Consider the following 22663-nt stretch of genomic DNA (forward strand, 5'->3'; position numbering starts at 1 on the left):
GAGATTATATATTGTGAGAGACATTGTTTTAAATAATGGTGTAGAGATGCCTATATTGGGTTTCGGAACAGCAGGTGTAGATGATATAGAGATAATCAAAAATGCAATTAATACTGGATATAGACTTTTAGATAGTGCTAGGATGTACAAAAATGAAGAAATTATAGGAAATTTTATTTCAAAGAGGTACATAGATAGAGGTGAATTGTTTATAACAACGAAGCTGTGCAGGACAAGCAATAGCTATGAAAAGGCTAAATGCGATATAGATGATTCTTTAAAAAAATTAAAGGTTGATTATGTAGATCTATTATTGCTTCATGAACCTTATTTTGAATCTTATGAAATATACGAAGCTATTAAAGATGCTTATACTTTTGGGAAAGCTAGAGCTATAGGAGTTTCAAATTTTAATGATAAGTGTTATGGAGAATTTATTAAAAGGTTTGGTGTCATACCCTCGGTGAATCAAGTAGAGTGTCATATTTATTTTAATCGCAGAGAATTAAAATCTCAGATTGAAATTGAAGATACTAAGATGCAAGCATGGAGTCCTATTGTTTCAGGAAAGATGGAATTGTTTGAAGATAAAGTTATGAAATCTATTAGTGAGAAATACGGAAAGACAATTCCACAAATAGCTTTAAGATATTTGATACAAAATGGAGTTTCGGCAATTACAAAAACTTCATCAGCTATTAGGATGATGGAGAATTTTAATATTTTTGATTTCTCAATTTTGAGTGAGGATATTGAGTTGATAAATTCATTAAACAAAGATGTTTCTATAACTAATTGGTATAGAAGTGATTGGTTTTAGGTGGGAGGGGTTGTTCAAAAAATTTAATTTTATAGATCTATAAATTTAGAAAAGCCTAGAGAAATAAATCCTCTAAGCTTTTTGTTTTGTAATGATGTCATAATAGGTTGTTTAACAGAAAGTTAACTTGTGGTATATTATTTGGTAAGTTGATTGAAAAGGTGTATATATGAGTTTTTATGATGTTTTATATGTTTTAACCAATGTAGTTTTAGCACACATAATTAGCAGATTTATATATCTCTTTTATGAAAAGTGTAGAGTCAATAAATACATAGAGTTCTTAGTGTACTTTATATATTTCATATTTATAACTTTTGTTTTTATGTATTTTGGAAATCCCATAATCACTGTAATATTTAACTTGTTATCGATATTTCTATTTACACTATTGTATGATTATATAAACATCAGGAAAGGTATTATTGTAACTCTTATCATATATTTATTTTTGTTTTTGTTAGAAGTGAGCGTATTGTTATTAGCTAGTGTTAATGGAAGTTACTTTTCATATTTAGATGAAGGTTATAGAAATATTTTAGTTTTAACAATTACTCATGCTATAGCTTATATTGTTTATTTTTTTTTACTCAGTTTGAGGAGAATTTATATAAGGAAACTAGAGTTAATTATATCTAATAAATTATTTATTGTGTTTGGTATATACTCAGCCTTATCTATATTAATAATATTTATAAATTGTATTATTAACGATGATTTAATAACAACTGTATTGATTAATATAGTAATTGTGTTCTTGAATATGTTGATATTTGAGTATTGTGATTTTATGTTAAGATGTATTTATGAAAAAATATTTGGTAAGTTTTTATATGAAAGATTTTCTGTTTATAAAAAAGAGATAAGATCTTTTGAAAAAAATTCTAATTCAAGTGTACGTATATTTTCAGGTAATGAGATTATAGATTCTATATTAAACTCTAAAATTTGCATATTAGACAGTGATATTAGTTTGAAATTTGAAATTTCAATCAAGGATAATTTAAATATAAAGCCAAGTGATTTAATGGTTATTATTGGTAATTTAATGGATAATGCTATTTTGGGATTGGACTTAGTTTCGAGTAGCATGTACAGATACATGTATATGAAAATTAGATATATTAATGGGATGATAATATTTAGTGTAAAGAATTCCTTTAATAAGAACGCTTTCAATAAAAATCTTGGTATTGTTTTTGATGTTGACAAAGGGTATAACTATAGGTTATTCGTGTTGAGTATAAGTGAAATTGCGGAAAAATATAATGGAACAGTAGATTTTAAATGTAGTAAAAATAGTTTTAAAATAGATGTTTTAATTTATGATGTTTAAACTGGTACTAAAATTTAAATTTCCTTAATAATTATAAAACTGTGTCGCGTGATCTATATTTAAGGAGATGTTTTTAATGAAAAATATGAATCTAAATTCAATTTTAGTAAAATTCGGATCTATTGCTGCAAGTTTGGCACTTTTGGTGACTGTAGCTAATGTTAATTCTGTGTGTTTAGGATTTTTACATCAGCCAAAAATGCCAGAAGGTGCGAAAGATCTTCGTAAATTCTAACAATGAAATTTGTTAGTGATTTTACAGAGTTTCTTATTAGGAAGGATGTAATAAAAGAGGAAAAAAGAGAAATCTATGAATATGGATTCAATCAACTCATAGTATATGTATACAATTTTGCATCATTTATAATAATTGGACTAATATTGGGAATGTTATGGCAGAGTATAGCATTTAATGTGTTTTATATGATGATACGTCCATACGCTGGAGGTTATCATGCCAGAACTCCTAAAATGTGTTATGTATTTTCATTGTTCATGGTTTCTGCAGTTTTACTTTGGATGAAACTTGTTCCTGTAGGTATACTAGTCTATTCTTTGATTTATATTATTTCGAGTATAGCAATTATTAAATTATCACCTGTTGAAGATGAAAATAAGCCGTTAGATAATGTAGAAAGGGTCGTTTTTAGAAAAAGAGCAATTAACTCTTATATTATTTTAAGTGTATTAAGTTTGATTTTTTGGATCGTTGGATTTGTAGAACTCTCGATATGTGTAATATTAGCTTTATTTGTCTTAGCAATTATGTTGGTATTAGGTGAATTGAAGAATAGAAGTTAAAAGGGAGAGGGGTTTTTAAACCTCTCTTTTTCCTTTTTGTAAAAGGTATTTGGACTACATGCCTTGAAGAATTTATCTTTTTGTGTTTAATATTTAAAGGAGTTAAGATTCTGAGAAAGATGAAACGATAATTGAACTCTTTGGATTTTGTATAATGAAATGTTTTAATGAATATAAATTTTATGTAAAGGAGGGTTATTTATGAAATATGTAATTGGTGGAATAACTTTTGTTATTGGTTTACTTGCAAACTTCTTAACATTTACTCAGGCAGGAACAAAATTCATGATTAATAACTATGGGAAAGTATTTGGGCTCATAAACGATAATGTTATTTTGATTTTGTCAATAATATCTATACCCGTTGCTATATATAATTTGGTTAAAAATAAAGAAAGAATCTTGAGTATATTAGCTCTTGTAGCAAATATCATATTTGTAGTATATTTTGTATTTTTGTTCAAAATATTTTGATCTTGAATTTAGGATTGGATTTTGCTATTAAGGGTCATAGTATTTTTATAAAATATTACCAATAATTTTTGGAATCTCGTTTACAATTTTAACGTGAAAGTCTATTTGGCTTTCACGTTTTTTTAATTTAAATTTTTATAAAAATTGGTTTTTATGATATAATTTAGAATAGATATTTAAATAATTTTTAGAGTCAATTTTGTTTCATAGGACTAATTGATTTTGAGGTGATTATGAGCGGACATAGAAGTAGATCGAGGGAATTAGCTTTTCAAATTATTTTTGGTTTGAATTTTAAGAATAGCAAATTGATAGATTATAACGAAATAATAAATGATTTTGAAACACAATTTTCAGGAGAAGATTCCGTGATGGATGCAAAATTTCTTGATAAGGAATATTGCTTTGACGTTTTGAAGGGAATAGTATCAAATAAATGCGAAATTGATTCAGCTATAAGTGAGAATTTAAAAAAGTGGAAGCTTGAACGTTTGTCAAAAGTCGATTTGTCAATTCTCAGATTGGCTACATATGAAATGTGCTTTAACAATTTAGATCCTAGAATTACTATAAATGAAGCCATTAACATTAGCAAAAAGTATAGCAATGAAAATTCATATTCCTACATAAATGGAATTCTGAATTCTATAAAGAATACGAGGCTTGGAAGGGTATGTGAAAATGAAACTCAAACTGAAGAAGTTTAGTGTTACCTCTTTAACAAATTATATAAAGACGAGTTTAGAAACTGACATATTTCTGGCAAACGTAGATGTTGAGGGTGAGGTTTCTAATGTTAAGTATCATAGTAATGGAAATATTTATTTTTCCTTAAAGGATGATAGTTGTAAGATAAATTGTATAATGTTCAATCATGATAATGAGAATTTAGAATTTGAAATTAAGGATGGCGAAAAAGTAAGTGTAGGTGGGAAGATTTCGGTTTATCCAAGAGAAGGTAATTACCAAATTATATGTTATATAATTGAACGTCAGGGTTTAGGAGAACTGTATAAAGAATTTGAGGCCATACGTGATAAGCTTAAGAGTAAGGGGTATTTTGATGAAAGCAATAAGAAGCCTATACCTAAAGTTTGTTTCAATATCGGAGTTATAACATCTGCAACTGGGTCTGTTATACGGGATATTTTGAATGTACATAGTCGTAAAAATAAATTCGTTAACATAAAGGTTTTTAATTCTCTAGTTCAAGGGAATGAAGCGTACAAAGATATTATACAAGGAATTAGGTATTTTAACATTGAAAATAATGTTGATGTGATAATTATAGCAAGAGGTGGGGGCTCGTTTGAAGATTTGTGGGTCTTTAATAACGAGGTGCTAGCAGACGAAATTTACAAATCTAAGATACCAATCGTAAGTGGGGTTGGACATGAAACGGATTTTACTATTTGTGATTTTGTGAGTGATTTGAGAGTATCTACCCCAACTGCAGCTGCAGAGATATGTATACCAGATATTGAATCCACACTTATATCCATAGACGATTATAAAAATGACTTAGATATTAGTGTAAAAAAGCATTTAGAAATTCTAAAAAATAGAATTCTTGAGAATAAGATTAAAATTAATTCATATTCTCCAGTTAACTTTTTGCGAGATAAGAAAATAACATTAAACAATTTGTTTGTAAGGTTAAATAGCACATTCAAAAAGAATATTTCGGATTATAAAAATATGTTATCGAATTTTAAAATTTCACTAGAGAGAAATAATTTTAGCGAAATTTTGAATAAAGGATTTGTTCTTGTACGTAGTGAAAATTTGAATTTTATAAAATCTAAAGAGCATATAAAGGATTCTCAAAAAATAGCATTGATCTTTGGCGATGGTGAGGTTGAAGGAACTTTTATTTTGAAGGAGGGTAATGAAGGTGAGTGATTTAACATTTGAGCAAAAACTCGGTCTGCTTGATAAAATTGTTAAGGAACTTGATAAAGGTAATTTGTCACTCGAGGAAGTCTTTGAAAAATATAAGTCTGGGGTTGAACTTTGTAGTGAGTTGAGTGGATTTATAAATGAACTAGAAGGTAAAGTTGAGTATATAGAGTCGTCTTTTAAGGGAGATTAGTATGAATTTTGATTACTTAAAACAAGAGATAGATTATGAAATAGGAAAAATGTTTTCTGATAAAAGTGGATTGAATAAAGTTATATACGAATCTATGAGTTATAGTTTGAATCTTGGTGGAAAGAGAATTAGACCTATTTTGTTTTTGTATACATATTCCTTATTCAATGAAAATTATAGAGATTTTATACCATTCTCCTGTTGTATAGAAATGATACATACGTATTCTCTCATACACGATGACTTGCCAAGTATGGACAATGATATGTTGAGAAGAGGAGATTTGACTAATCACATAAAGTTCAGTGAGGCTATCGCATTGCTTGCAGGTGATGGACTGTTGACCGAAGCTTTCAAGAACATGATAGAATATTCCATAAAGCACGGTAAGAGAGTTTTGTATGCGACTTTTATAATTGCAAAAAGTATTGATTGCGATGGGATGATTGGCGGACAGGTTGTAGATATAACAACAAAATCGAAACAGCTAGACGAGAAAACCTTAAATTACATAAATGAAACTAAGACAGCTGCCTTAATAAAGGCATGTATACTAGCTGGTGCGTATATTGGTGGAGCTACAGAAGATGAAATTGAAAAACTTTCAAAGTATGGACACTACATCGGAATGGTGTTTCAGATAATTGATGATATTTTGGATAAAACTTCTAATACATCTACTCTTGGAAAAAGTGCAAATAGTGATCTGAAGAATAGTAAATTTACTTATGTTGATTTATATGGCATTGATGAATGCAAAAAGATATGTGAGGAATTTAATAACAGAGCTTTAAATATTCTCGATTCTATTGATAGAGATGTGTCTAATCTGGTTGAGTTTACGAAAATTATGTTGGATAGGAAATTTTAATAATGTATGACTAATAAGAAAAGGTTGGATTTAATTTTAGTTGACAGAGGTTTTTTTAATTCAAGGCAAGTGGCTCAGACTAATATCATGTGTGGGAATGTTTTAGTCGGCGGAACTAAAATTTTTAAACCCGGTGAGAAGGTAACTATTGATAGTGATGTTCAAATCATCAAGCGTAAAGAAAGTTTGTATGTTAGTCGAGGCGGCGAAAAACTCAAAAAGGCAATTGATGAGTTTAATATAAATTTGAACGGTAAAGTTTGTTTTGACATAGGGGCTTCTACTGGTGGATTTACGGATTGCATGTTGAACGAAGGTGCTAGGAGGGTATTTGCAATTGACGTTGGATATGGTCAACTTGCTTATAAGCTAAGAATTGATAATAGAGTTGTCGTTTTGGAAAGAACAAATGTTAGATATATTGATGAAAAAAAAATTGGTGAGGTTGGAGATTTTGCGTCAATAGATGTTTCGTTTATTTCGATTGAAAAAATATTAGTTAAGGTTAGAAGCTTTCTGAATAGTTCAGGGAGAATTGTTGCTTTAATAAAACCTCAATTCGAAGCAGGAAAAGGTAGAGTAAACAAAAAAGGAATTGTGAAAGATAGAGAGGTTCATTTTGAAGTTATACATAGAATTTTGAATTTTTTGGAGATAAATGATTTTGGGATATTGGGTTTGACATTTTCTCCAATACGTGGTGGAGATGGGAACATAGAGTTTCTTGTTTATATTAGTATTGAGCCCGTGGATTATGCTTTTGATGATAATTGCATTTGGGAAATTGTAAATTTGTCACATAAAAACCAAAGTTTTAATTAGGGAGGTTTTGTGTGTATGGTGTTTGGTATATCCGTTAATTCATCTAAGAAAGATTATGAAGATGTTTTGAAGAAATTGTGGTCGTTGTTAAAAAATAAGGTTCCGGATTGTAAGATAAAGGTATTTTTAGATGGTGAAGATTTGGAAAATGAAAAATACAATTTATCTTTTTTGTTTATTATCGGTGGTGATGGTACTATACTTCAAAATGTGCGTGTGCTTGGTGATCATCAAGTTTCTATAATTGGTATCAATTATGGAACTCTTGGGTTTCTGGCAAGTATAGAAATTGATGATATAAATATGGCCATAGATTTTTTAAACCAAGGAAAGTATTATGTTGAAAATCGAATAATGATTTGTGCTTCTGTAAATGAAAGTGACTACATTGGAGAGTATCCTGCGTTAAATGATATTGTTATAACCAAGCTTCCAATGTCTAGGCTTTTAAAATTTAAAATTTTTATTGATAATAATTATTATAGTACTTTTTCGGGTGATGGCCTTATAATTTCAACTCCGACGGGTTCGACGGCATATTCTTTGTCTGCTGGAGGTCCTATAATTTCTCCTGATATTGATTCCATCATTATAACTCCTATTTGTCCACATTCTTTAAATGCAAAAAGTTTAGTCATTGGATCTCAGAGCGTTATTAAGTTGGAGATTGATGGAATTGATGATAATTGTTATATGGTGGTTGATGGACAAAAACAAGAAGTTCTTTTAGGGAAACAGATACTTAAGATTTGTAAATATCATGAAAAATGTAAAATAATAAGATTTGATTTTTATGATTACTATAGTGTTTTGAGGAGAAAATTAATTAATAGAATTTAAAAAAAGATTGAGGATGGTATTTTATGTTGAAAAATAAACGCCACGAGAAGATATTAGACATTATAACTAACAGAGATATAGAGACTCAAGAAGAACTTGCGGATGAGCTCAGGGGAGCAGGATTTGATGTTACTCAGGCAACCGTTTCGAGAGATATCAAAATTCTAAAACTCATAAAGGTGTCAACTAGCTCTGGGACTTACAAGTATGGTGTTCTAAATAATACCAATATCAATGAAAACAAAAAAATAGAACGATACAGGAGCATAATAGCTAGTAGCATTTTATCTATGGAAACAATTGATAAGACTTTGGTAATTAGAACATTACCTGGAGCTGCTTCTGTTGTTGGTGAGGTAATAGATTCTTTGAATTTGGAAGAAGTTGCAGGTAATGTTGCTGGAGATAATACAATTTTTGTTTTGGTTAGGAGTGTTAGTTCGCTTGAAAGTATACAAAATAAAATAAATAAGCTTATAAAAAGCTAGGTGATTTTTAATGTTAAAGGAAATGAGTATAGAGAATTTTGCCTTAATAGATAAAATTAATTTGGAATTTAAAAAAGGCTTTACAGTTATATCTGGAGAGACAGGATCCGGAAAGTCTATTCTCATTGATGCTATTTGTTTTATATTGGGGTTTAAATTTAGCAGAGATATCATTAGAAATGGTGAAGATAAGACATCAGTTGAGGCGATTTTTGATATAGAACATGACAAAATCAATCGCATACTTGATGAAAATGGAATTAGTAAGGACGATTATTTGCTTATACGCCGTGAGGGATACAGAAATGGGAAGAGTTCTGTAAGGATAAACGGAAAAACTGTTACCAACAATATTTTAAAAATGATTTCTAGGTATCTGATGGATATTCACACACAGCATCAGAATTATGAGCTTCTAAACAATAGCAATCATATAAGTTATCTGGATAGATACATAGGAACTAATATATGTTTTGATAGATACATGAGTATTTATCATGAATGGTATTGTGTTAAATCGAAGATACAAGAGATACAAAATAACATATTAGATGAGAGCCATTTGGATTATGTTAAATTTCAAATTGATGAGCTAAGCAATGCTAATCTTCATAAAGGTGAAGATGATGAATTGGATTTAAAGATAAGGATTTTGAATAATAGCGAAAAGATAAATAATACATTAAACTTTGCTATGGACAATTTAAAATATAGTGAGCAGAGTTCTGTAAATACAATTTTGATGAATGTTATTAGATCGTTTAGAAACATAGACAGTACGCTAGAATCTCTAAAAGATATCACTGGAAAATTAGAAGGAATTTACTATGATTTAGAGAGCATTTTTGATGATATAAAATCAATCGGTAATAATGTAGATTTTGATTTGAATGAATTTGATAGTATAAATTCTAGAATATATCTAATAAATTCATTGAAAAGGAAATTTAATAAATCTACAGTTAAAGAACTTTTAGATTATGCTTCGGAACTTCAAAGTAATCTAGATGAAGTTTTAAATCAGGAATCAATTCTTGAAAGTCTTAGAGTTAAAGAGGACGTTTTATACAAAGATTTATCTTCTGAAGCGGATAATATAACGGGAATACGAAAAAGATATGCTCAGCAAATAGAAAATGAAATTATCTCAGAACTGAATTACATGGGAATGAGTAATGTGATTTTTAAAATTAACATTTCTAAAAGTTCAGAATTTAGTAAAATTGGAAATGATAGTGTAGAGTTTTTAATTTCAACAAATAAAGGTGAACCTCTAAAGAATCTTTCAAAGATTGTTTCTGGTGGAGAATTGTCGAGAATAATGTTGGCTTTGAAAATAGTTTTTATTGGGAATGAACCTATTTCAGGAATTATATTTGATGAAATTGACACCGGAGTGAGTGGTAAAATAGCTCGAAAGGTCGGTGAGAAGATGTATTGTTTATCTTCCAAATGTCAAGTTTTTTGTATAACACATCTTCCGCAGATTGCGAGTTTATCTGACAATCATTACATTGTAACTAAGAAAGTTAAAGGTGATAAAACATATTCGGATGTAAAAATTATAAATTATGAAGAAAAGATAAATGAGATAGCTAAGATGATCGGTGGAGATAAAATAACTGAGAGTGTGTTTATCAATGCTAAGGAACTTATTGGAAATAAAAAAATGTAGAATAAAATATTTGTAAAATGAAAAAATAAATCATGGGTGTGTGTGCCCATGATTTATTTTTTATAGTTTTTGAAAAGGAGGAATTAAAGTGCGGATGAAAAGAGCTCTTAAAATCTTCGCAGTATTTGCTCCTATATTAGTAGTATTTTTATATATTTCCTCTGTATTTATTAGTGTTCCAGAGGTAATTTTTTTAAGAGATGGAAGTAACTTAGAATCAAATAAGGGGATAATAAATTACACCTTAACAAAAATATATAATAACATTTCTGAATATGATGCCGAATTTTTAGGATTTAAGATTAAAACTGTCGAGGTTATGGCTATACCTAAAGAAATTCAAGTATATCCTGGTGGTAATGTTGTCGGTATAAAATTGCAAACAAATGGACCACTAGTTGTTGGATTTTCTGAAGTAGGAAATATAGAACAAAAACCTTACAGTCCATCTAAAGAAGGTGGAATAAATTTAGGGGATGTAATATTATCGGTTAACGATATTGAGATCAATTCATCGGAGTTTTTATCAGAAACTCTAAATTCATTAAATGAAGATGAGTTTAACATAAAGATAGAGAGAGACGATAAGATTTTATATAAGGTCATTAAGCCAGTTAAAACTGTGGATGGTGAAAATAGAATAGGATTGTGGGTTAGAGACTCTACAGCAGGTATTGGGACAGTTACGTTTGTTGATCCTGAGACAGGGGTATTTGGTGCTTTAGGTCATCCTATAACTGATGTAGATACTGGAGATATAATAAAAATAAGTAAAGGTAATATAGTTAACTCCTCTATAGTTAATGTAAAAAGGGGAGAAAAAGGTAATCCAGGTGAATTAAAAGGTGTGTTTATAAATGATGATATAAGAATGGGAAGTGTAACTCAAAATACTAAATATGGAATATTTGGTGAATATGATTTAGAAAATAGCTATGGTGAAAAACTTGGAATAGCATTAAAAGATGAAATAGAGGAAGGACCTGCAAAGATGATTTCTACAATAGATAATGGTAAACCTAAAATGTATGATATTGTAATAGAAAAACTCTTACAACAAGATAACCCTAGTTCAAAAAGTATGATTATAAAGGTCGTGGATGAAGAGCTTCTAAATAAGACGGGAGGAATTGTACAAGGTATGAGTGGAAGTCCGATTATACAAAATGATAAATTGGTTGGTGCTGTCACTCATGTATTGGTGAATAAACCTGATACAGGGTATGGAATATATATTGAATGGATGCTTAAGGAAAGTAAAATTTTTAATTAATAAAAGATGTGGTTAGGCTATGTTAACTTTAAGTTGTTAATGTAGCTCTATTTTTGTAAAAAAATATTAATTAGAAGGAAATTAATATCTTTTGTCGAACAAGTTAAATGAGAGAGGCTAGTTTTGGAGGAGCGGTAGACATTGGAAAATAATAAGATAAGAATTTTAATTGTCGATGATAGCGATGAGTTTTGTATAATTTTGAAGGATTATTTGGATAATCAGGAGAATTTTGATGTTGTAGGTGTTGCTAAGAATGGTATTGAAGCGTTGAAGTTTATAGAAGAGTATAAACCGGATCTGGTTGTACTTGATATAATAATGCCTCATTTGGATGGATTGGGTGTTTTGGAAAGATTAAATTTAAATAAAAATTTAGAGTTAGCTCCTAAAGTTATCGTGTTGTCGGCAGTTGGACAAGATAAGATAACGCAAAATGCTATAAGGTTGGGTGTAGATTACTATGTCTTGAAACCATTTGATATGGATGTGTTCATAAAGAGGATAATGCAAATGTTTAATATTTCCTCTGATCAAGGATATTTCTTCCAAAGAGATAGTGATGGGGTCAAGACTATGGTGCAAGATGTCGGGACTTATTTGAGACAATCAGAGAGTGTGGATTTAGAGAGTGAGATTACGAACATAATTCATGAGATAGGTGTTCCAGCACACATAAAGGGATATTTTTATTTGAGGGAAGCCATTTCTATGGTTGTAAATGATATTGAGTTGCTTTCTGCAGTCACTAAGGAATTGTATCCTTCCATTGCGAGGAAGTATAATACAACTTCCAGTAGGGTAGAGCGTGCAATTAGACATGCTATTGAAGTCGCTTGGGGACGTGGGAAAATTGATAGTATAAATAAGATTTTTGGGTATACAGTACATAATGAAAAAGGTAAACCTACAAATTCTGAGTTTATTGCTATGGTTGCAGATAGACTAAGACTTAAGAATAAGGTAGGATGATATGACTAAAGGGAGAGATTTTAAAATAATCTCTCCCTTATTTTGATTTTCATAAAACTATTTTCTTACTCTTTGAATTTTGGTTAAGCTTTTAGGTTGAGGTACATCTACAGGAACTAGATCTTGTCTATTAGATAAATTTCTGATATTCAATACTCTTAAATTCTCACGTACCTTTTTATCTTTTAGAGCTTGAACTATAACTAAATGTCCTTGGTTTATGTTCATGAAAGATGGTTTTTTAAATAATCGCTTTTTCTTGTAAATGCATTTAACTACATTTTTGCTACGTTCTGGTTTTATAACAACAGTGGCTGTAAGTATGTAAAAAAACCAGATATATCTTTTTATACTGAGTTTAACAGATAAAACATTTCCTTGTGTTTGAGTTAATCTGTCGCCATATTTTTTTAGGTAGGATTTCATATAATAGTTTGTTAAAGTATCTTTGAAGCCCATTCTCAAACTCCTTTTTAAAAAGTTATACATATATAGTATTATTTTATTTTTTACAATTCAATGTTTTTTATTATTTATTATGCTTAATTTATTTCTATTATGATGCTTTAACATAAGGTATGAATTTAAAAATATTGAATTAAAGGTAAAAAATATGTTAAAATAATGTCTGTGATCATAGTTTGGAAATTTAAGGAGTTCAAGATATGAAATACCTAGAAGGCAGAAATTTGTTTTTGTTTAGTTCAATCAATAGTTACTTGGGATATTTAGATGATATAGATGATGATAGATTTAATTTTGATATTGTAATTGGTAAGGTAAATGGATTTTTATCTGGAATACCCAAGGACTTTGTTAAAATTATTTTTGGTATTGTGAGTAAGTATGTTGTTAGCATGAACTTAAATCCATTTGGTAAAAGTGGGGATGCGAGTATTGCTGGTCATATAAAGAATATATGTGATGGAATAGTAACGGATTATCGAGTTAAGGATATTTTGAGTGCAATAGGTACAAACATGCAATACATAGTTTCTAGTAAAAGGTTTGATATAAACAATTATTTGGAAGTTGTTAATCTCATCGAGGAACTTGATTTTGTTTGTATAATTGAGATTTATTCGTATCTTTTATGCGAGGATATAGATAGTGTTTTGAATTTTGTATTAAACGAATTTGTAGAATCTTTATATTTGATTGGGTACGATGGTGAAGTTAATGGTGAAGAGATGCTGTCTTATGTTGAGTCGAAATTGAAATTATTCAGGAAGCTCTATGACGATGAGGATATTTATCTTGTGTCGAAGAGTCAAGAGTGTATAATTTATAGAGTTAACGATACGTTAAAAATGATTTATGTTTAAGGTTAGATGATGCGTGATGTTTTTCATGCGTCGTTTTTTTATGTTAAAAAATATATAATTGATATTGAATTTAATCAATTAATATTGTAAAATTTTTACATATTCTAGATATCCCAAATTGGTTTTTGGAAAGGATGTTTTTTTTTGGAAGTTTTTTGTGAAGAGCAAAATAACACTATTGTAGCATATCTTAACGGAGAGTTAGATCATCATTCAGCTGAATACACACGTGTGAAAATAGATTACTACATAGACACTTCCATTTCTAAAAATTTAGTTTTTGACTTTGAGAATGTTTCATTTATGGATAGCTCGGGTATAGGAATAATAATTGGTCGACATAAAAAAGTTTCTGCAAAGAACGGACAAGTATTTTTGATTAATTTGAATACTACGATTAGAAAAATAATTGAGTTGTCAGGTGTTAGCAAAGTTGTGAGAGTGTGTAGCGATTTAACAGAGGTTTTAAATAATGCTTAGGGGGATTTGTATGCAAAATAGTATGAGCTTAACTTTGAGTAGTAGATCTAGTAATGAAAGTTTTGCCAGAGTTGCTGTGGCTGCGTTTATTGCACAATTAGACCCAACACTTGAAGAAATAAGCGATATTAAGACAGCTGTATCTGAGGCTGTTACAAATGCTATAATACATGGGTATAATGAAGATGAAAATTCAGAAATTAATATAAAAGTTAGCATAGAAGATGGATCAAGAGATCTTCAAGGTAATGATAGTTACAGAATTGATATAAGCGTAATAGATAATGGATGTGGAATAGAGGATGTATCTCTTGCGAGAGAACCTTTGTATACTTCAAGACCTGACCTCGAGCGTTCTGGAATGGGATTTTCTGTTATGGAAAGTTTTATGGATGAGTTATTTGTAGAAAGTAATAGGAATCAAGGAACACATATTAAAATGGTAAAGTATATAAGAGCAAGGTGATTTTATGGCAGAAGAAAATGCTATCTCTACTAGTAATGTGTTACGTCATGAAGAGAATGAAGAGCTTCTTAAGCGTGTAAGAAATGGAGATAAAAAAGCAGAAGATTTACTTTTAGAAATTAATTTGCCATTGGTTGCATCGTTAAGTAAAAAGTTCTTAGGTAGAGGTTATGATTATGACGATATTTATCAGGTGGGAGCCCTTGGTCTTATAAAAGCTATTAAAAATTTTAACAGTGAATACAATGTTAAATTTTCTACATATGCAGTTCCCATGATTTTAGGAGAGATAAAAAGATTTTTAAGGGATGATGGGATCGTTAAAATAAGTAGGAATGTAAAAGGGATATCTAGAAAAATAATGTTTAAGCGAGATGAGCTTACGAAAGAGTTAAATAGAGAGCCGACGGTACATGAGCTTGCTGAGTATACAAAACTTAATGTTGACGATATCATTTTGGCAATCGATTCATGTTCAAGCACTCAGTATTTGTATGATACTGTACATCAAGATGATGGTTCACCAATATTGTTGATTGACAAAATTGAAGAAAAGGTTTCTGATGATTCAGTAATTTTAAATAAACTTATTTTAAAGGAAATGATAAACAAATTAGATGAAAAGAGTAGGCAAATCATAATGCTTAGATATTTTAAGGATAAAACTCAAATTCAAGTAGCCTCCTTACTTGGAATTAGTCAAGTTCAGGTTTCACGTATTGAAAAAAAGATATTAACAAAGTTAAAAGGTATACTAAAAGAGTATTAAAAAATTGGGATATTTAATGTGATATCCTAATTTTTTTGTTTATAATTTAAAATAATGTAGGGTTCTATGACCTTAGGTTGGTTACTATTCTTAGTAATTTTCAAGATTTTGAAATGGGCAATAGTAGTTTATATTATTGTGAAATTTGTAAAATTCATGGAAAGTTCTATAGGAATATTGAAGAGATAAATAAGAAATTAGGAGATCTTTCAGAGGGGCAATGCGAAAATATTAAATAGAAAAATTTTGAAAGGGTATTGTCCACTGAAATGTGTGTACAAACACCCTTTTTATTTTAATCTAATTTTAGATTTTCATTATTGAACGTCTTCATATCTATTTGTTTTAAAGATTTATCTACAATTAATGAAATTGTTAACCCACCATTTACATTAAGGCAAGTCCTTCCCATGTCAAGAACGGGATCTACTGCAAGTATTGGTCCGACGAATTCAAAGAATGGACTCAATCCAGTTCCAGATAGTACTGAAGACGCAACAGTATATCCTCCACCAGGTATTCCTGCAATACCAAATGAACTAACGGTTACAACAATAATTGCCATTAGGTAAAAGGCAAAATTTAATGGAGTAGAACTCATATTCGCAATTTTTATAACAACCATTGATCCAAACACGCCTGCACATCCAGCTTGTCCAGCAGTTGAACCAAGACCCATCACGAATGCCGAAGTAGAATCTGTAACTCCCATTGATTTTGTTAATGTTTCTACAGCAACTGGTAAAGTTCCTAAACTTGATCTTGAAGTAAAGGAAAGAAACAATGGAGCTACAACTTTCTTTAAATATGTTACAGGGCTAAATCCAAATACCCATAAAGCCAAAAGATGAACTATAAACATTGCAATCATTGCAATATAGAGAGCTATTATGAATGTCAGCACATCTAGAATAGATTTTAAACCACGTTGTGCTATAGAATTTGACATAAGTGGTATTACTGCATATGGTACTAGGCTAATTATCTTCATTGCAATACTTATAATTATTTTGTGAAGAGCCTCTATTAAATCTGTAAATGAAGCTATCTGAGTTTTATAAATTGATGACATCTTCTTGGCAGCAATTCCTATAAATGCTGAAAAAATAACTATAGCAATTATGTTTGTATTTACCATCGCTTCAATTGGATTTTTAGGAATTAAATTCTTCAATATGTCAACGAAGTTTTTAACTTTTGCGATTTGCGTTGTTGAGCCAATGGAATTTTCATTAACGCCTAATTTGAAAATACTTGCAACAACTATACCAGTTATTGATGCTATTAGGACGTTAACAATGTACGCAATGATCGTTTTTGATGTAAGCTTGCTAATACTTGACGTATTCTTTATAGAAATGATAGTATGAATTATTGAAACAACAATAAGAGGTATAACAATCATTCTTATTAAATCAATGAAGCCATTACCTAATAGAGAGTACCATTTTGTAGTTTCATTCACCCAGGTTATACTTAACGGGTCTTGAGGAGTCTTTGCCATCAGCTGAATGATTATACCTAGTACCACTCCAATAACGATTCCTATAATTGTTCTTACAGAAAAGCTGATATGTTTTTGCTTCAAGTAGATCATGAATAAAATCAGTAGTATTAATATTACCAAGAACGATAATGCTATCGGTGAACTAATCATCAAGAAATCGGTTAAAAAAGAATTATCCATTTCAGTAAGACCACCTAACCTTTTTAAATTTTATTTTACATAAAATCACTATGAAATTTGATCGCAAGGTTTAGTATAAACAATAGTCAAATTGACGTCAATATACTTTGTTTGTGTAAGGATTACAAAAAACAGAAAGATGAACATGTTGTTTTACATGTTCATCTTTTAACATAAAGAGAAGTTTCGATTACGAATTAGTATTAGTATAAATTTCTTTTTCAACATCTATAAAAATCTTAGCCAAAACTTCATAAGCCTTTCCCCAAGCATCTATAACTTCGGGAGTAGCAGCATCTCCTAGAACTTCCCTAAGTGCTAACAACAAATTTTTGCCTACTATAGGGTAATGTTCAGCTTTTACTTTGGCATTCACATGAGACTGACCTATCTTTTTAACAACAGGCATAATATTTTCAAGGTTATCTATATTTTGAGCTGAGGCTAAGATCGACATAGCTAATGCTTTGGCTTGTTCACCACTTTTCTGTCTGTCGTCATTAAATAATGGTCTAACCTCAGGATTATTTGTAAACATAAGTCTGTAAAAAGTCTTAGTTACTTCAATTCCACGTTCTTTTAGAACAGGAACTGTACTTTTAACTATATCTATAGTTCTTTGATCTAGCATAGTAAATCTCCAATCTTTAAAATTTGATAATATATATCAAGAACTATGATATCATACCTTAATAAAAATTTCAAATTTCAACAAATTTTAAATATCCCAATTTTAAATTAGTATGTGGATAAATAAAAAAGAAAAGGAGATGGTTGACGTGAATAATAAAAATTATATTCTAGAATGTTGTGTTGATAGTGTTGAATCAGTTATAAATGCTCATAATGGTGGAGCGAATAGGATTGAGCTCTGTGGGAATATATCAATTGGTGGAACGACACCAAGCTTATGCCTATTTAATGAAGTCAAGAAAAACTGTGATATAAAACTTCATATTCTTATAAGACCAAGGTTTGGAGATTTTTTGTATACGCAATATGAAAAACAAATCATAAAGGAAGAGGTAAAACTATTTAACGATTATGGAGCAGATGGAATTGTTGTGGGCTGTTTAAACGAAGAGGGATATTTAGATATTGAGTTTATGAAGGAAATTGTGGATTTATCAGGGAAAATGAAGATTGTTTTACATAGAGCTTTTGATATGTGCAAAGATCCATTTTTAACAATTGAGCAATGCATTTCAATAGGTATAGATACCATACTTACATCTGGTCAACAAAATAATTGTTTAAAAGGAATTGGTTTAATAAAGGAATTAAATCAGTCTTACGGAGATAAAATTAATATTATGGCTGGCTCAGGTATGAACTCGGATGTGGTAATACAATTTTTGAGTATGACTAACATTAGATGTTTTCATATGACAGGGAAAACTATAATTAAAAGTAATATGAAATATAGAAATTCTAGTGTCAGTATGGGTATTCCTAGTTTGAGTGAATATGAGATTTGGAGAACTGATGAAAATGAAATAAGTAAAGTTTCAAAAATTTTGTTAAATAAGTTTAATGACGAGGAGTTAAATTCATGAATATAAAAGTGCCGAATCTTAGAAAGGTTATAGAAGGTTTTAAAAATGGTAGTAGAAGTAGAAATAGGAATGTAGTCTATAGAATAGGGTATAAGCAATTTTTCTTAAAGAGAATTTTCTTCGGCTTCAAGAATTATGTAACTAATCCAAAAACTAAGCAAAAATTTAAGGATTTGGGGATTGCCATAAAAAATTTATTTACAAGATAGGAGTGTTTCAAACACTCCTTATTTTTTTAGGTATTTAATAAAAGATACTGTAGTCATTTGAACGAAATGAATTTGTTTGATTGCAGTTTTATGTATTTATTATACGAGTTTTCTAAATTCTAGTGGTGTAAGGTCAGTAAATTTTTTAAACATCATTGAATAGTAACTTGAGTTGTTAAATCCTACTGCAATTGCAATATCAATTATTGACATTGAAGGATCTTTTAAGAGTTCTTTACTCTTTTCAACTCTAAACTTACATAAGAAATTTGAAAACGTCATGCTCGTTTCCCTTTTAAATAAATTGCAAAAATAACATTTATGGATATTTAGCATTTTCGAAATCGTGTCTAAGGTAATTGGCTCAGTATAATTTGAGTTTACATATTCTACAGTTTTACGTACGTTTAGATTTAAAAACTTTTCTGAAAAATCCAATGTATAAGATTTAGATTCCTTAATAATTAGTAACAAAAAATCTATTAAGTATTTGATACAATGTCTAGGTCTATATGGATAGGGACTCAAGTTTTGTTTATCTGTGGAAGTGGAAAATGGACCTAAGATAAAGTAATGATTTAATATTTCATTTAGGTATATGTGTACAATTGCTATTTCCTTATTTGTATCTAGGATTACAAGTTGAATCGTTTTTGAATTTACGTAATTCTGAAGTCTACGTATACGATTTAGAATAAAGTCTATTTCGTTAGGGAATAAAGAAGATTTGTTATAACAAAATTCAGTATTTGATATTTTGTCTTTAGATAAGCACGCAATTTCTATTCCAGTTGATAATTCAAAATCCTCAAGCCATGATTTCAAAATACAGTTTTTATTCATTATAAAAATCCTCCATAAAAATTACATTAATATACTTAAAATTATATTAACACAATTAATATTGAGAATCATTATTAATGATATAATTTTCAGAGAAATTAAGTTCAATTTGATAATGATTCCAGGAAATTTGATTATTATGTGTTTGAATTTGGAGGAGAAATGTTAAGAAAGTTTTTGTGTAGTATTACATTTGGATTAATAGGTCTAATGGTTTCTTGTTCTCACTCTTCGAGCGTAGATACTAGCACTTCACAGGAAAGTGTTACAAATCAAGAGGTGGCTAAGCAAAACGAATTGAGAATAGTTTCTGCAACTGTTGCAGCAACGCAAGTGTTAGAAAGGATGGATGTGGACTTGGTCGGTGTCCCTACAACGAATAGTGTTTTGCCTGAAAGATACTCTCAAGTAGAAAAAGTTGGACAGGCTTTTTCCCCAGATTTTGAGAAAATAGTATCTTTAACACCTAATTTGACTGTTGTTGATTCTAGTTTTGAAGAAAAATTAAAGGAGCAAGCGGCACAATACGGTTTAGATGTTTTTTATTTTGATACAACATCATTTGAAAATTTCAAAAATACAATTGTGCAATTAGGGAAATCCGTAAATAGAGAAAGCAATGCACAGGAAATAGTGAACTCTTTAGATTCGTCAGTTGCAGATGTTGTTGCTAAAAAGACAGAATCCAATAAAGACATCAAAGTAGCTTTGATATTTGGGACTTCAGAAAGTTTCATGTTGGCAACTAACAAATCCTACGTGGGAGATTTGTTAAATACGGTTGGTGTAAATAATATTACAGATGAAATAAGTGGAACTGATTCTGCTTACGTAAATTTTAGCTTGGAGACGATTGTTGAAAAGAATCCAGATATAATTCTTAGATTGGTTCATGGTGATACTGAGGCTGCAGCTAAAGCATTCAACGAAGAATTTACCTCTAATCCTGTTTGGCAATCTCTTGATGCTGTTAAGAATAACAGGGTATATGATTTAGATGCATCTGTATTTGGTGTTACAGCAAATTTGAAAGTGGTAGATGCAATTAACGAATTAGGAAGTATAATTTATGGGCAATAGGCTAAAACATAAAGGTAAACTAACTATTATAATAATTACTTTTTTAATTTTAGTAGTTTTATTTGTGTTATTTTCTACAGTGGGAAGTGTTAAACTAAGTTATTCAGAGATCTTTTCAGCTTTGATTAATAATGACAACAAAGTTGTAACTACTATAGTTTATCAAATTAGACTTCCGAGAAATGTACTGGCGATTTTGGTTGGAGCAGATTTAGCAGTATCTGGACTGTTACTTCAGGTAGTTATGAAAAATCCTTTATCTGATCCCGGAATAACTGGAGTTTCATCAGGAGCTAGTGTTGTTGCTATAGTTATATTATTGTTATTACCTCAGTTCACATATATCTTGCCATTAGGTTCTTTCTTTGGAGGTTCACTTGCTTGTGCCTGCGTGTATTTTATGGCTTGGAAAGATGGACTTAAGCCAGTAAGAGTTATTTTATCAGGTGTTGCGGTAAATGCGATTTTAGGTGGAGTAATATCTTTATTGACTGTGTTTTATAGTGATAGGATTCAAAGTGCCTTGTTGTGGTTAAATGGTAGTCTGGCAGCTAAAACGTGGAATGATGTTAAAGTGTTAGCCATTTATTCTATCGCGGGAATTTCGGTTGCTTTATGTTGTGCAAGAAGTGCGAACATATTGGGACTAGGTGATGAAACAGCTATAAATTTAGGAATTAATATCAACAAGACCAGATTGTTTTTATCAGCTGTTGCAGTGTTTTTGGCTGGAATTTCTACGGCTATCGTTGGTATAGTGAGTTTTGTAGGATTAATAGTTCCACATGTAGGGAGGATGATAATTGGATCAAATCATAAATATTTAATTCCATTTTCCATAGCTTTAGGAGCTTTAGTTTTGATGGTGGCTGATACCATAGCACGTAGTTTGTTAGGTGCTTTAGAGCTTCCAGTAGGTGTTATTATGTCTATAGTTGGTGGGCCATTCTTTTTGTATCTTCTTAGAAAAAGGGGGAATATTACTTGATACAGACTAGCGATTTGAAGGTGGGATATGAAAGAAATATAGTAATAGACAAACTATCACTTAAGATAGAAGAGGGAGAGCTTGTATCTATAATAGGTCCAAATGGTTCGGGAAAATCAACTTTACTTAAATCCATTGCAAGATTTATAAATAAGGAGTCTGGTGAGATACTATTATTGAATAAGACTTTAGGATCTATGCGAAATGGTGATATTGCAAAAACACTGTCCGTTGTTTTACAACATAATTCTTCACCGGGGGATATTACAGTGAAGGAACTTGTGTATTATGGAAGGAGTCCACATAAAAAATGGTATGAGTGTAGGAATAGATATGACGAAGAGATTGTTGAGTGGGCTATTATTAATACAGGGATGAGTAAATTTCACGATAGAAAAGTTATGAGTTTGTCAGGAGGAGAACGTCAAAGAGCTTGGATAGCGATGTCTTTGGCTCAAAAAACAGATATATTATTTTTAGACGAGCCTACTACGTATTTAGACATGTGTTGTCAGCTTGAACTTATGCAACTTATTGAAGATATAAATAGAAAGTTTAACATGACAATCGTTATGGTTCTTCATGATTTGAATCAAGCCATAAGGCATAGCAATAGAATTATACTTATGAAAGATGGTAAGATTATAGTTGATGGATGCCCTGATGAGATTATAACAGAAGAGATAATTTATGATGTTTATAATGTAAGGTGTAGTATAGGGAAGTGTCCTGTAGTCAACAAAAAATATATTTATCCTATTGGTGTGTGTAGTTAATAGGAAATAAAAATTAAGAT

29 protein-coding genes are annotated in these 22663 nt (G+C 30.1%); 25 read left to right on the top strand and 4 right to left on the bottom strand.

Annotated features, from left to right (window positions below; all coding sequences use genetic code 11):
* The first annotated feature begins 13 nt into the window (after window positions 1–13).
* From AALI31_RS03400 to spo0A, 15 genes are all read left to right on the top strand, one after another.
* Window positions 14–820 carry an aldo/keto reductase gene (locus AALI31_RS03400; protein WP_489885124.1) on the top strand — a complete coding sequence of 269 codons (807 nt, stop codon included), beginning with the start codon at window positions 14–16 and terminating at the stop codon, window positions 818–820.
* 451 nt (window positions 821–1271) lie between these two features.
* Window positions 1272–2156 carry a GHKL domain-containing protein gene (locus AALI31_RS03405; RefSeq protein ID WP_489885125.1) on the top strand — a complete coding sequence of 295 codons (885 nt, stop codon included), beginning with the start codon at window positions 1272–1274 and terminating at the stop codon, window positions 2154–2156.
* A 76-nt stretch (window positions 2157–2232) separates the two neighbouring features.
* Window positions 2233–2391, top strand: a complete 159-nt coding sequence (locus AALI31_RS03410; RefSeq protein WP_489885126.1) for a cyclic lactone autoinducer peptide — start codon at window positions 2233–2235, stop codon at window positions 2389–2391.
* Window positions 2392–2393: 2 nt separating this feature from the next.
* Complete coding sequence (locus AALI31_RS03415; RefSeq protein ID WP_489885127.1) at window positions 2394–2957, top strand: accessory gene regulator B family protein; 564 nt, start codon at window positions 2394–2396, stop codon at window positions 2955–2957.
* 201 nt (window positions 2958–3158) lie between these two features.
* Window positions 3159–3431, top strand: a complete 273-nt coding sequence (locus tag AALI31_RS03420; protein ID WP_489885128.1) for a hypothetical protein — start codon at window positions 3159–3161, stop codon at window positions 3429–3431.
* A 233-nt stretch (window positions 3432–3664) separates the two neighbouring features.
* A complete protein-coding gene (gene nusB / locus AALI31_RS03425; RefSeq protein WP_489885129.1) occupies window positions 3665–4138 on the top strand; it encodes a transcription antitermination factor NusB in 474 nt (157 codons plus the stop codon).
* Window positions 4113–5333: an exodeoxyribonuclease VII large subunit gene (gene xseA / locus AALI31_RS03430; RefSeq protein ID WP_489885130.1), complete on the top strand. Its 1221-nt coding sequence runs from the start codon at window positions 4113–4115 to the stop codon at window positions 5331–5333. Before nusB ends, xseA begins: the two co-directional genes overlap by 26 nt.
* On the top strand, window positions 5320–5523 hold the full coding sequence (gene xseB / locus AALI31_RS03435) for an exodeoxyribonuclease VII small subunit (protein ID WP_489885131.1): 204 nt from the start codon (window positions 5320–5322) through the stop codon (window positions 5521–5523). The genes xseA and xseB overlap by 14 nt, the downstream gene beginning before the upstream one ends.
* Window position 5524: 1 nt before the next feature.
* Complete coding sequence (locus tag AALI31_RS03440) at window positions 5525–6394, top strand: polyprenyl synthetase family protein (protein ID WP_489885132.1); 870 nt, start codon at window positions 5525–5527, stop codon at window positions 6392–6394.
* A gap of 6 nt (window positions 6395–6400) precedes the next feature.
* Window positions 6401–7216 carry a TlyA family RNA methyltransferase gene (locus AALI31_RS03445; RefSeq protein ID WP_489885133.1) on the top strand — a complete coding sequence of 272 codons (816 nt, stop codon included), beginning with the start codon at window positions 6401–6403 and terminating at the stop codon, window positions 7214–7216.
* A gap of 15 nt (window positions 7217–7231) precedes the next feature.
* Entirely contained in the window at window positions 7232–8056 is an 825-nt protein-coding gene (locus AALI31_RS03450) for an NAD(+)/NADH kinase (protein WP_489885134.1), read from the top strand.
* A 26-nt stretch (window positions 8057–8082) separates the two neighbouring features.
* Window positions 8083–8544, top strand: a complete 462-nt coding sequence (gene argR / locus AALI31_RS03455) for an arginine repressor (protein ID WP_489885363.1) — start codon at window positions 8083–8085, stop codon at window positions 8542–8544.
* Window positions 8545–8554: 10 nt separating this feature from the next.
* Window positions 8555–10219 (top strand): DNA repair protein RecN, encoded by a 1665-nt coding sequence (gene recN / locus AALI31_RS03460; RefSeq protein ID WP_489885135.1) that lies wholly within the window; start codon window positions 8555–8557, stop codon window positions 10217–10219.
* Between the two features lie 94 nt (window positions 10220–10313).
* Window positions 10314–11492 carry a SpoIVB peptidase gene (gene spoIVB / locus AALI31_RS03465; RefSeq protein ID WP_489885136.1) on the top strand — a complete coding sequence of 393 codons (1179 nt, stop codon included), beginning with the start codon at window positions 10314–10316 and terminating at the stop codon, window positions 11490–11492.
* A 141-nt stretch (window positions 11493–11633) separates the two neighbouring features.
* The gene (gene spo0A / locus AALI31_RS03470) at window positions 11634–12464 is read left to right on the top strand and encodes a sporulation transcription factor Spo0A (protein WP_489885137.1); all 831 of its coding nucleotides are present in this window, start codon (window positions 11634–11636) and stop codon (window positions 12462–12464) included.
* Window positions 12465–12521: 57 nt separating this feature from the next.
* Here spo0A and AALI31_RS03475 read toward each other — a convergent pair whose 3' ends face one another.
* On the bottom strand, window positions 12522–12923 hold the full coding sequence (locus tag AALI31_RS03475; RefSeq protein WP_489885138.1) for a hypothetical protein: 402 nt from the start codon (window positions 12921–12923) through the stop codon (window positions 12522–12524).
* A 206-nt stretch (window positions 12924–13129) separates the two neighbouring features.
* Here AALI31_RS03475 and AALI31_RS03480 point away from each other — a divergent pair, with 206 nt between their 5' ends.
* From AALI31_RS03480 to AALI31_RS03500, 5 genes are all read left to right on the top strand, one after another.
* Window positions 13130–13789 carry a macrolide ABC transporter permease gene (locus AALI31_RS03480; protein WP_489885139.1) on the top strand — a complete coding sequence of 220 codons (660 nt, stop codon included), beginning with the start codon at window positions 13130–13132 and terminating at the stop codon, window positions 13787–13789.
* A gap of 144 nt (window positions 13790–13933) precedes the next feature.
* On the top strand, window positions 13934–14269 hold the full coding sequence (spoIIAA, locus tag AALI31_RS03485; RefSeq protein ID WP_489885140.1) for an anti-sigma F factor antagonist: 336 nt from the start codon (window positions 13934–13936) through the stop codon (window positions 14267–14269).
* A gap of 10 nt (window positions 14270–14279) precedes the next feature.
* Window positions 14280–14735 carry an anti-sigma F factor gene (gene spoIIAB, locus AALI31_RS03490; protein ID WP_489885141.1) on the top strand — a complete coding sequence of 152 codons (456 nt, stop codon included), beginning with the start codon at window positions 14280–14282 and terminating at the stop codon, window positions 14733–14735.
* A 4-nt stretch (window positions 14736–14739) separates the two neighbouring features.
* Complete coding sequence (gene sigF, locus AALI31_RS03495; RefSeq protein WP_489885142.1) at window positions 14740–15504, top strand: RNA polymerase sporulation sigma factor SigF; 765 nt, start codon at window positions 14740–14742, stop codon at window positions 15502–15504.
* 113 nt (window positions 15505–15617) lie between these two features.
* Entirely contained in the window at window positions 15618–15743 is a 126-nt protein-coding gene (locus AALI31_RS03500) for a hypothetical protein (protein WP_489885143.1), read from the top strand.
* A 56-nt stretch (window positions 15744–15799) separates the two neighbouring features.
* Here the strand turns inward: AALI31_RS03500 and AALI31_RS03505 are convergent, their stop codons facing one another.
* Together AALI31_RS03505 and AALI31_RS03510 are read right to left on the bottom strand one after the other, a co-directional pair.
* Window positions 15800–17191, bottom strand: coding sequence for a cation:dicarboxylate symporter family transporter (locus tag AALI31_RS03505; protein ID WP_489885144.1), 1392 nt, complete (start codon window positions 17189–17191; stop codon window positions 15800–15802).
* 190 nt (window positions 17192–17381) lie between these two features.
* Complete coding sequence (locus AALI31_RS03510) at window positions 17382–17822, bottom strand: globin domain-containing protein (protein WP_489885145.1); 441 nt, start codon at window positions 17820–17822, stop codon at window positions 17382–17384.
* Between the two features lie 148 nt (window positions 17823–17970).
* On the opposite strand from AALI31_RS03510, the gene AALI31_RS03515 reads away from it, so the two are divergent.
* The gene (locus tag AALI31_RS03515; RefSeq protein ID WP_489885146.1) at window positions 17971–18747 is read left to right on the top strand and encodes a copper homeostasis protein CutC; all 777 of its coding nucleotides are present in this window, start codon (window positions 17971–17973) and stop codon (window positions 18745–18747) included.
* On the top strand, window positions 18744–18956 hold the full coding sequence (locus AALI31_RS03520) for a hypothetical protein (protein WP_489885147.1): 213 nt from the start codon (window positions 18744–18746) through the stop codon (window positions 18954–18956). Before AALI31_RS03515 ends, AALI31_RS03520 begins: the two co-directional genes overlap by 4 nt.
* A 99-nt stretch (window positions 18957–19055) precedes the next feature.
* On the opposite strand, the gene AALI31_RS03525 is transcribed toward AALI31_RS03520, so the two are convergent.
* On the bottom strand, window positions 19056–19799 hold the full coding sequence (locus tag AALI31_RS03525; RefSeq protein ID WP_489885148.1) for a helix-turn-helix domain-containing protein: 744 nt from the start codon (window positions 19797–19799) through the stop codon (window positions 19056–19058).
* Window positions 19800–19961: 162 nt separating this feature from the next.
* On the opposite strand from AALI31_RS03525, the gene AALI31_RS03530 reads away from it, so the two are divergent.
* The 3 genes from AALI31_RS03530 to AALI31_RS03540 are packed head-to-tail and all read left to right on the top strand — an operon-like array spanning window position 19962 to window position 22643.
* The gene (locus tag AALI31_RS03530; protein WP_489885149.1) at window positions 19962–20879 is read left to right on the top strand and encodes an ABC transporter substrate-binding protein; all 918 of its coding nucleotides are present in this window, start codon (window positions 19962–19964) and stop codon (window positions 20877–20879) included.
* Window positions 20869–21867, top strand: a complete 999-nt coding sequence (locus AALI31_RS03535; RefSeq protein WP_489885150.1) for a FecCD family ABC transporter permease — start codon at window positions 20869–20871, stop codon at window positions 21865–21867. Before AALI31_RS03530 ends, AALI31_RS03535 begins: the two co-directional genes overlap by 11 nt.
* On the top strand, window positions 21864–22643 hold the full coding sequence (locus tag AALI31_RS03540) for an ABC transporter ATP-binding protein (RefSeq protein ID WP_489885151.1): 780 nt from the start codon (window positions 21864–21866) through the stop codon (window positions 22641–22643). Before AALI31_RS03535 ends, AALI31_RS03540 begins: the two co-directional genes overlap by 4 nt.
* Window positions 22644–22663 lie beyond the last annotated feature (20 nt).

This window comes from Anisomitus miae (SeqCode) (genome assembly GCF_054906395.1).

Bases quoted from the DNA above. Each gene is read 5' to 3' on its own strand.
- AALI31_RS03410 (WP_489885126.1), top strand. From the start codon at position 2,233: ATGAAAAATATGAATCTAAATTCAATTTTAGTAAAATTCGGATCTATT.
- AALI31_RS03415 (WP_489885127.1), top strand. From the start codon at position 2,394: ATGAAATTTGTTAGTGATTTTACAGAGTTTCTTATTAGGAAGGATGTA.
- AALI31_RS03420 (WP_489885128.1), top strand. From the start codon at position 3,159: ATGAAATATGTAATTGGTGGAATAACTTTTGTTATTGGTTTACTTGCA.
- nusB (WP_489885129.1), top strand. From the start codon at position 3,665: ATGAGCGGACATAGAAGTAGATCGAGGGAATTAGCTTTTCAAATTATT.
- xseA (WP_489885130.1), top strand. From the start codon at position 4,113: ATGAAACTCAAACTGAAGAAGTTTAGTGTTACCTCTTTAACAAATTAT.
- xseB (WP_489885131.1), top strand. From the start codon at position 5,320: ATGAAGGTGAGTGATTTAACATTTGAGCAAAAACTCGGTCTGCTTGAT.
- AALI31_RS03440 (WP_489885132.1), top strand. From the start codon at position 5,525: ATGAATTTTGATTACTTAAAACAAGAGATAGATTATGAAATAGGAAAA.
- AALI31_RS03445 (WP_489885133.1), top strand. From the start codon at position 6,401: ATGACTAATAAGAAAAGGTTGGATTTAATTTTAGTTGACAGAGGTTTT.
- AALI31_RS03450 (WP_489885134.1), top strand. From the start codon at position 7,232: ATGGTGTTTGGTATATCCGTTAATTCATCTAAGAAAGATTATGAAGAT.
- recN (WP_489885135.1), top strand. From the start codon at position 8,555: ATGTTAAAGGAAATGAGTATAGAGAATTTTGCCTTAATAGATAAAATT.
- spoIVB (WP_489885136.1), top strand. From the start codon at position 10,314: ATGAAAAGAGCTCTTAAAATCTTCGCAGTATTTGCTCCTATATTAGTA.
- AALI31_RS03475 (WP_489885138.1), bottom strand. From the start codon at position 12,923: ATGGGCTTCAAAGATACTTTAACAAACTATTATATGAAATCCTACCTA.
- AALI31_RS03480 (WP_489885139.1), top strand. From the start codon at position 13,130: ATGAAATACCTAGAAGGCAGAAATTTGTTTTTGTTTAGTTCAATCAAT.
- spoIIAB (WP_489885141.1), top strand. From the start codon at position 14,280: ATGCAAAATAGTATGAGCTTAACTTTGAGTAGTAGATCTAGTAATGAA.
- sigF (WP_489885142.1), top strand. From the start codon at position 14,740: ATGGCAGAAGAAAATGCTATCTCTACTAGTAATGTGTTACGTCATGAA.
- AALI31_RS03500 (WP_489885143.1), top strand. From the start codon at position 15,618: ATGGGCAATAGTAGTTTATATTATTGTGAAATTTGTAAAATTCATGGA.
- AALI31_RS03505 (WP_489885144.1), bottom strand. From the start codon at position 17,191: ATGGATAATTCTTTTTTAACCGATTTCTTGATGATTAGTTCACCGATA.
- AALI31_RS03510 (WP_489885145.1), bottom strand. From the start codon at position 17,822: ATGCTAGATCAAAGAACTATAGATATAGTTAAAAGTACAGTTCCTGTT.
- AALI31_RS03520 (WP_489885147.1), top strand. From the start codon at position 18,744: ATGAATATAAAAGTGCCGAATCTTAGAAAGGTTATAGAAGGTTTTAAA.
- AALI31_RS03525 (WP_489885148.1), bottom strand. From the start codon at position 19,799: ATGAATAAAAACTGTATTTTGAAATCATGGCTTGAGGATTTTGAATTA.
- AALI31_RS03530 (WP_489885149.1), top strand. From the start codon at position 19,962: ATGTTAAGAAAGTTTTTGTGTAGTATTACATTTGGATTAATAGGTCTA.
- AALI31_RS03535 (WP_489885150.1), top strand. From the start codon at position 20,869: ATGGGCAATAGGCTAAAACATAAAGGTAAACTAACTATTATAATAATT.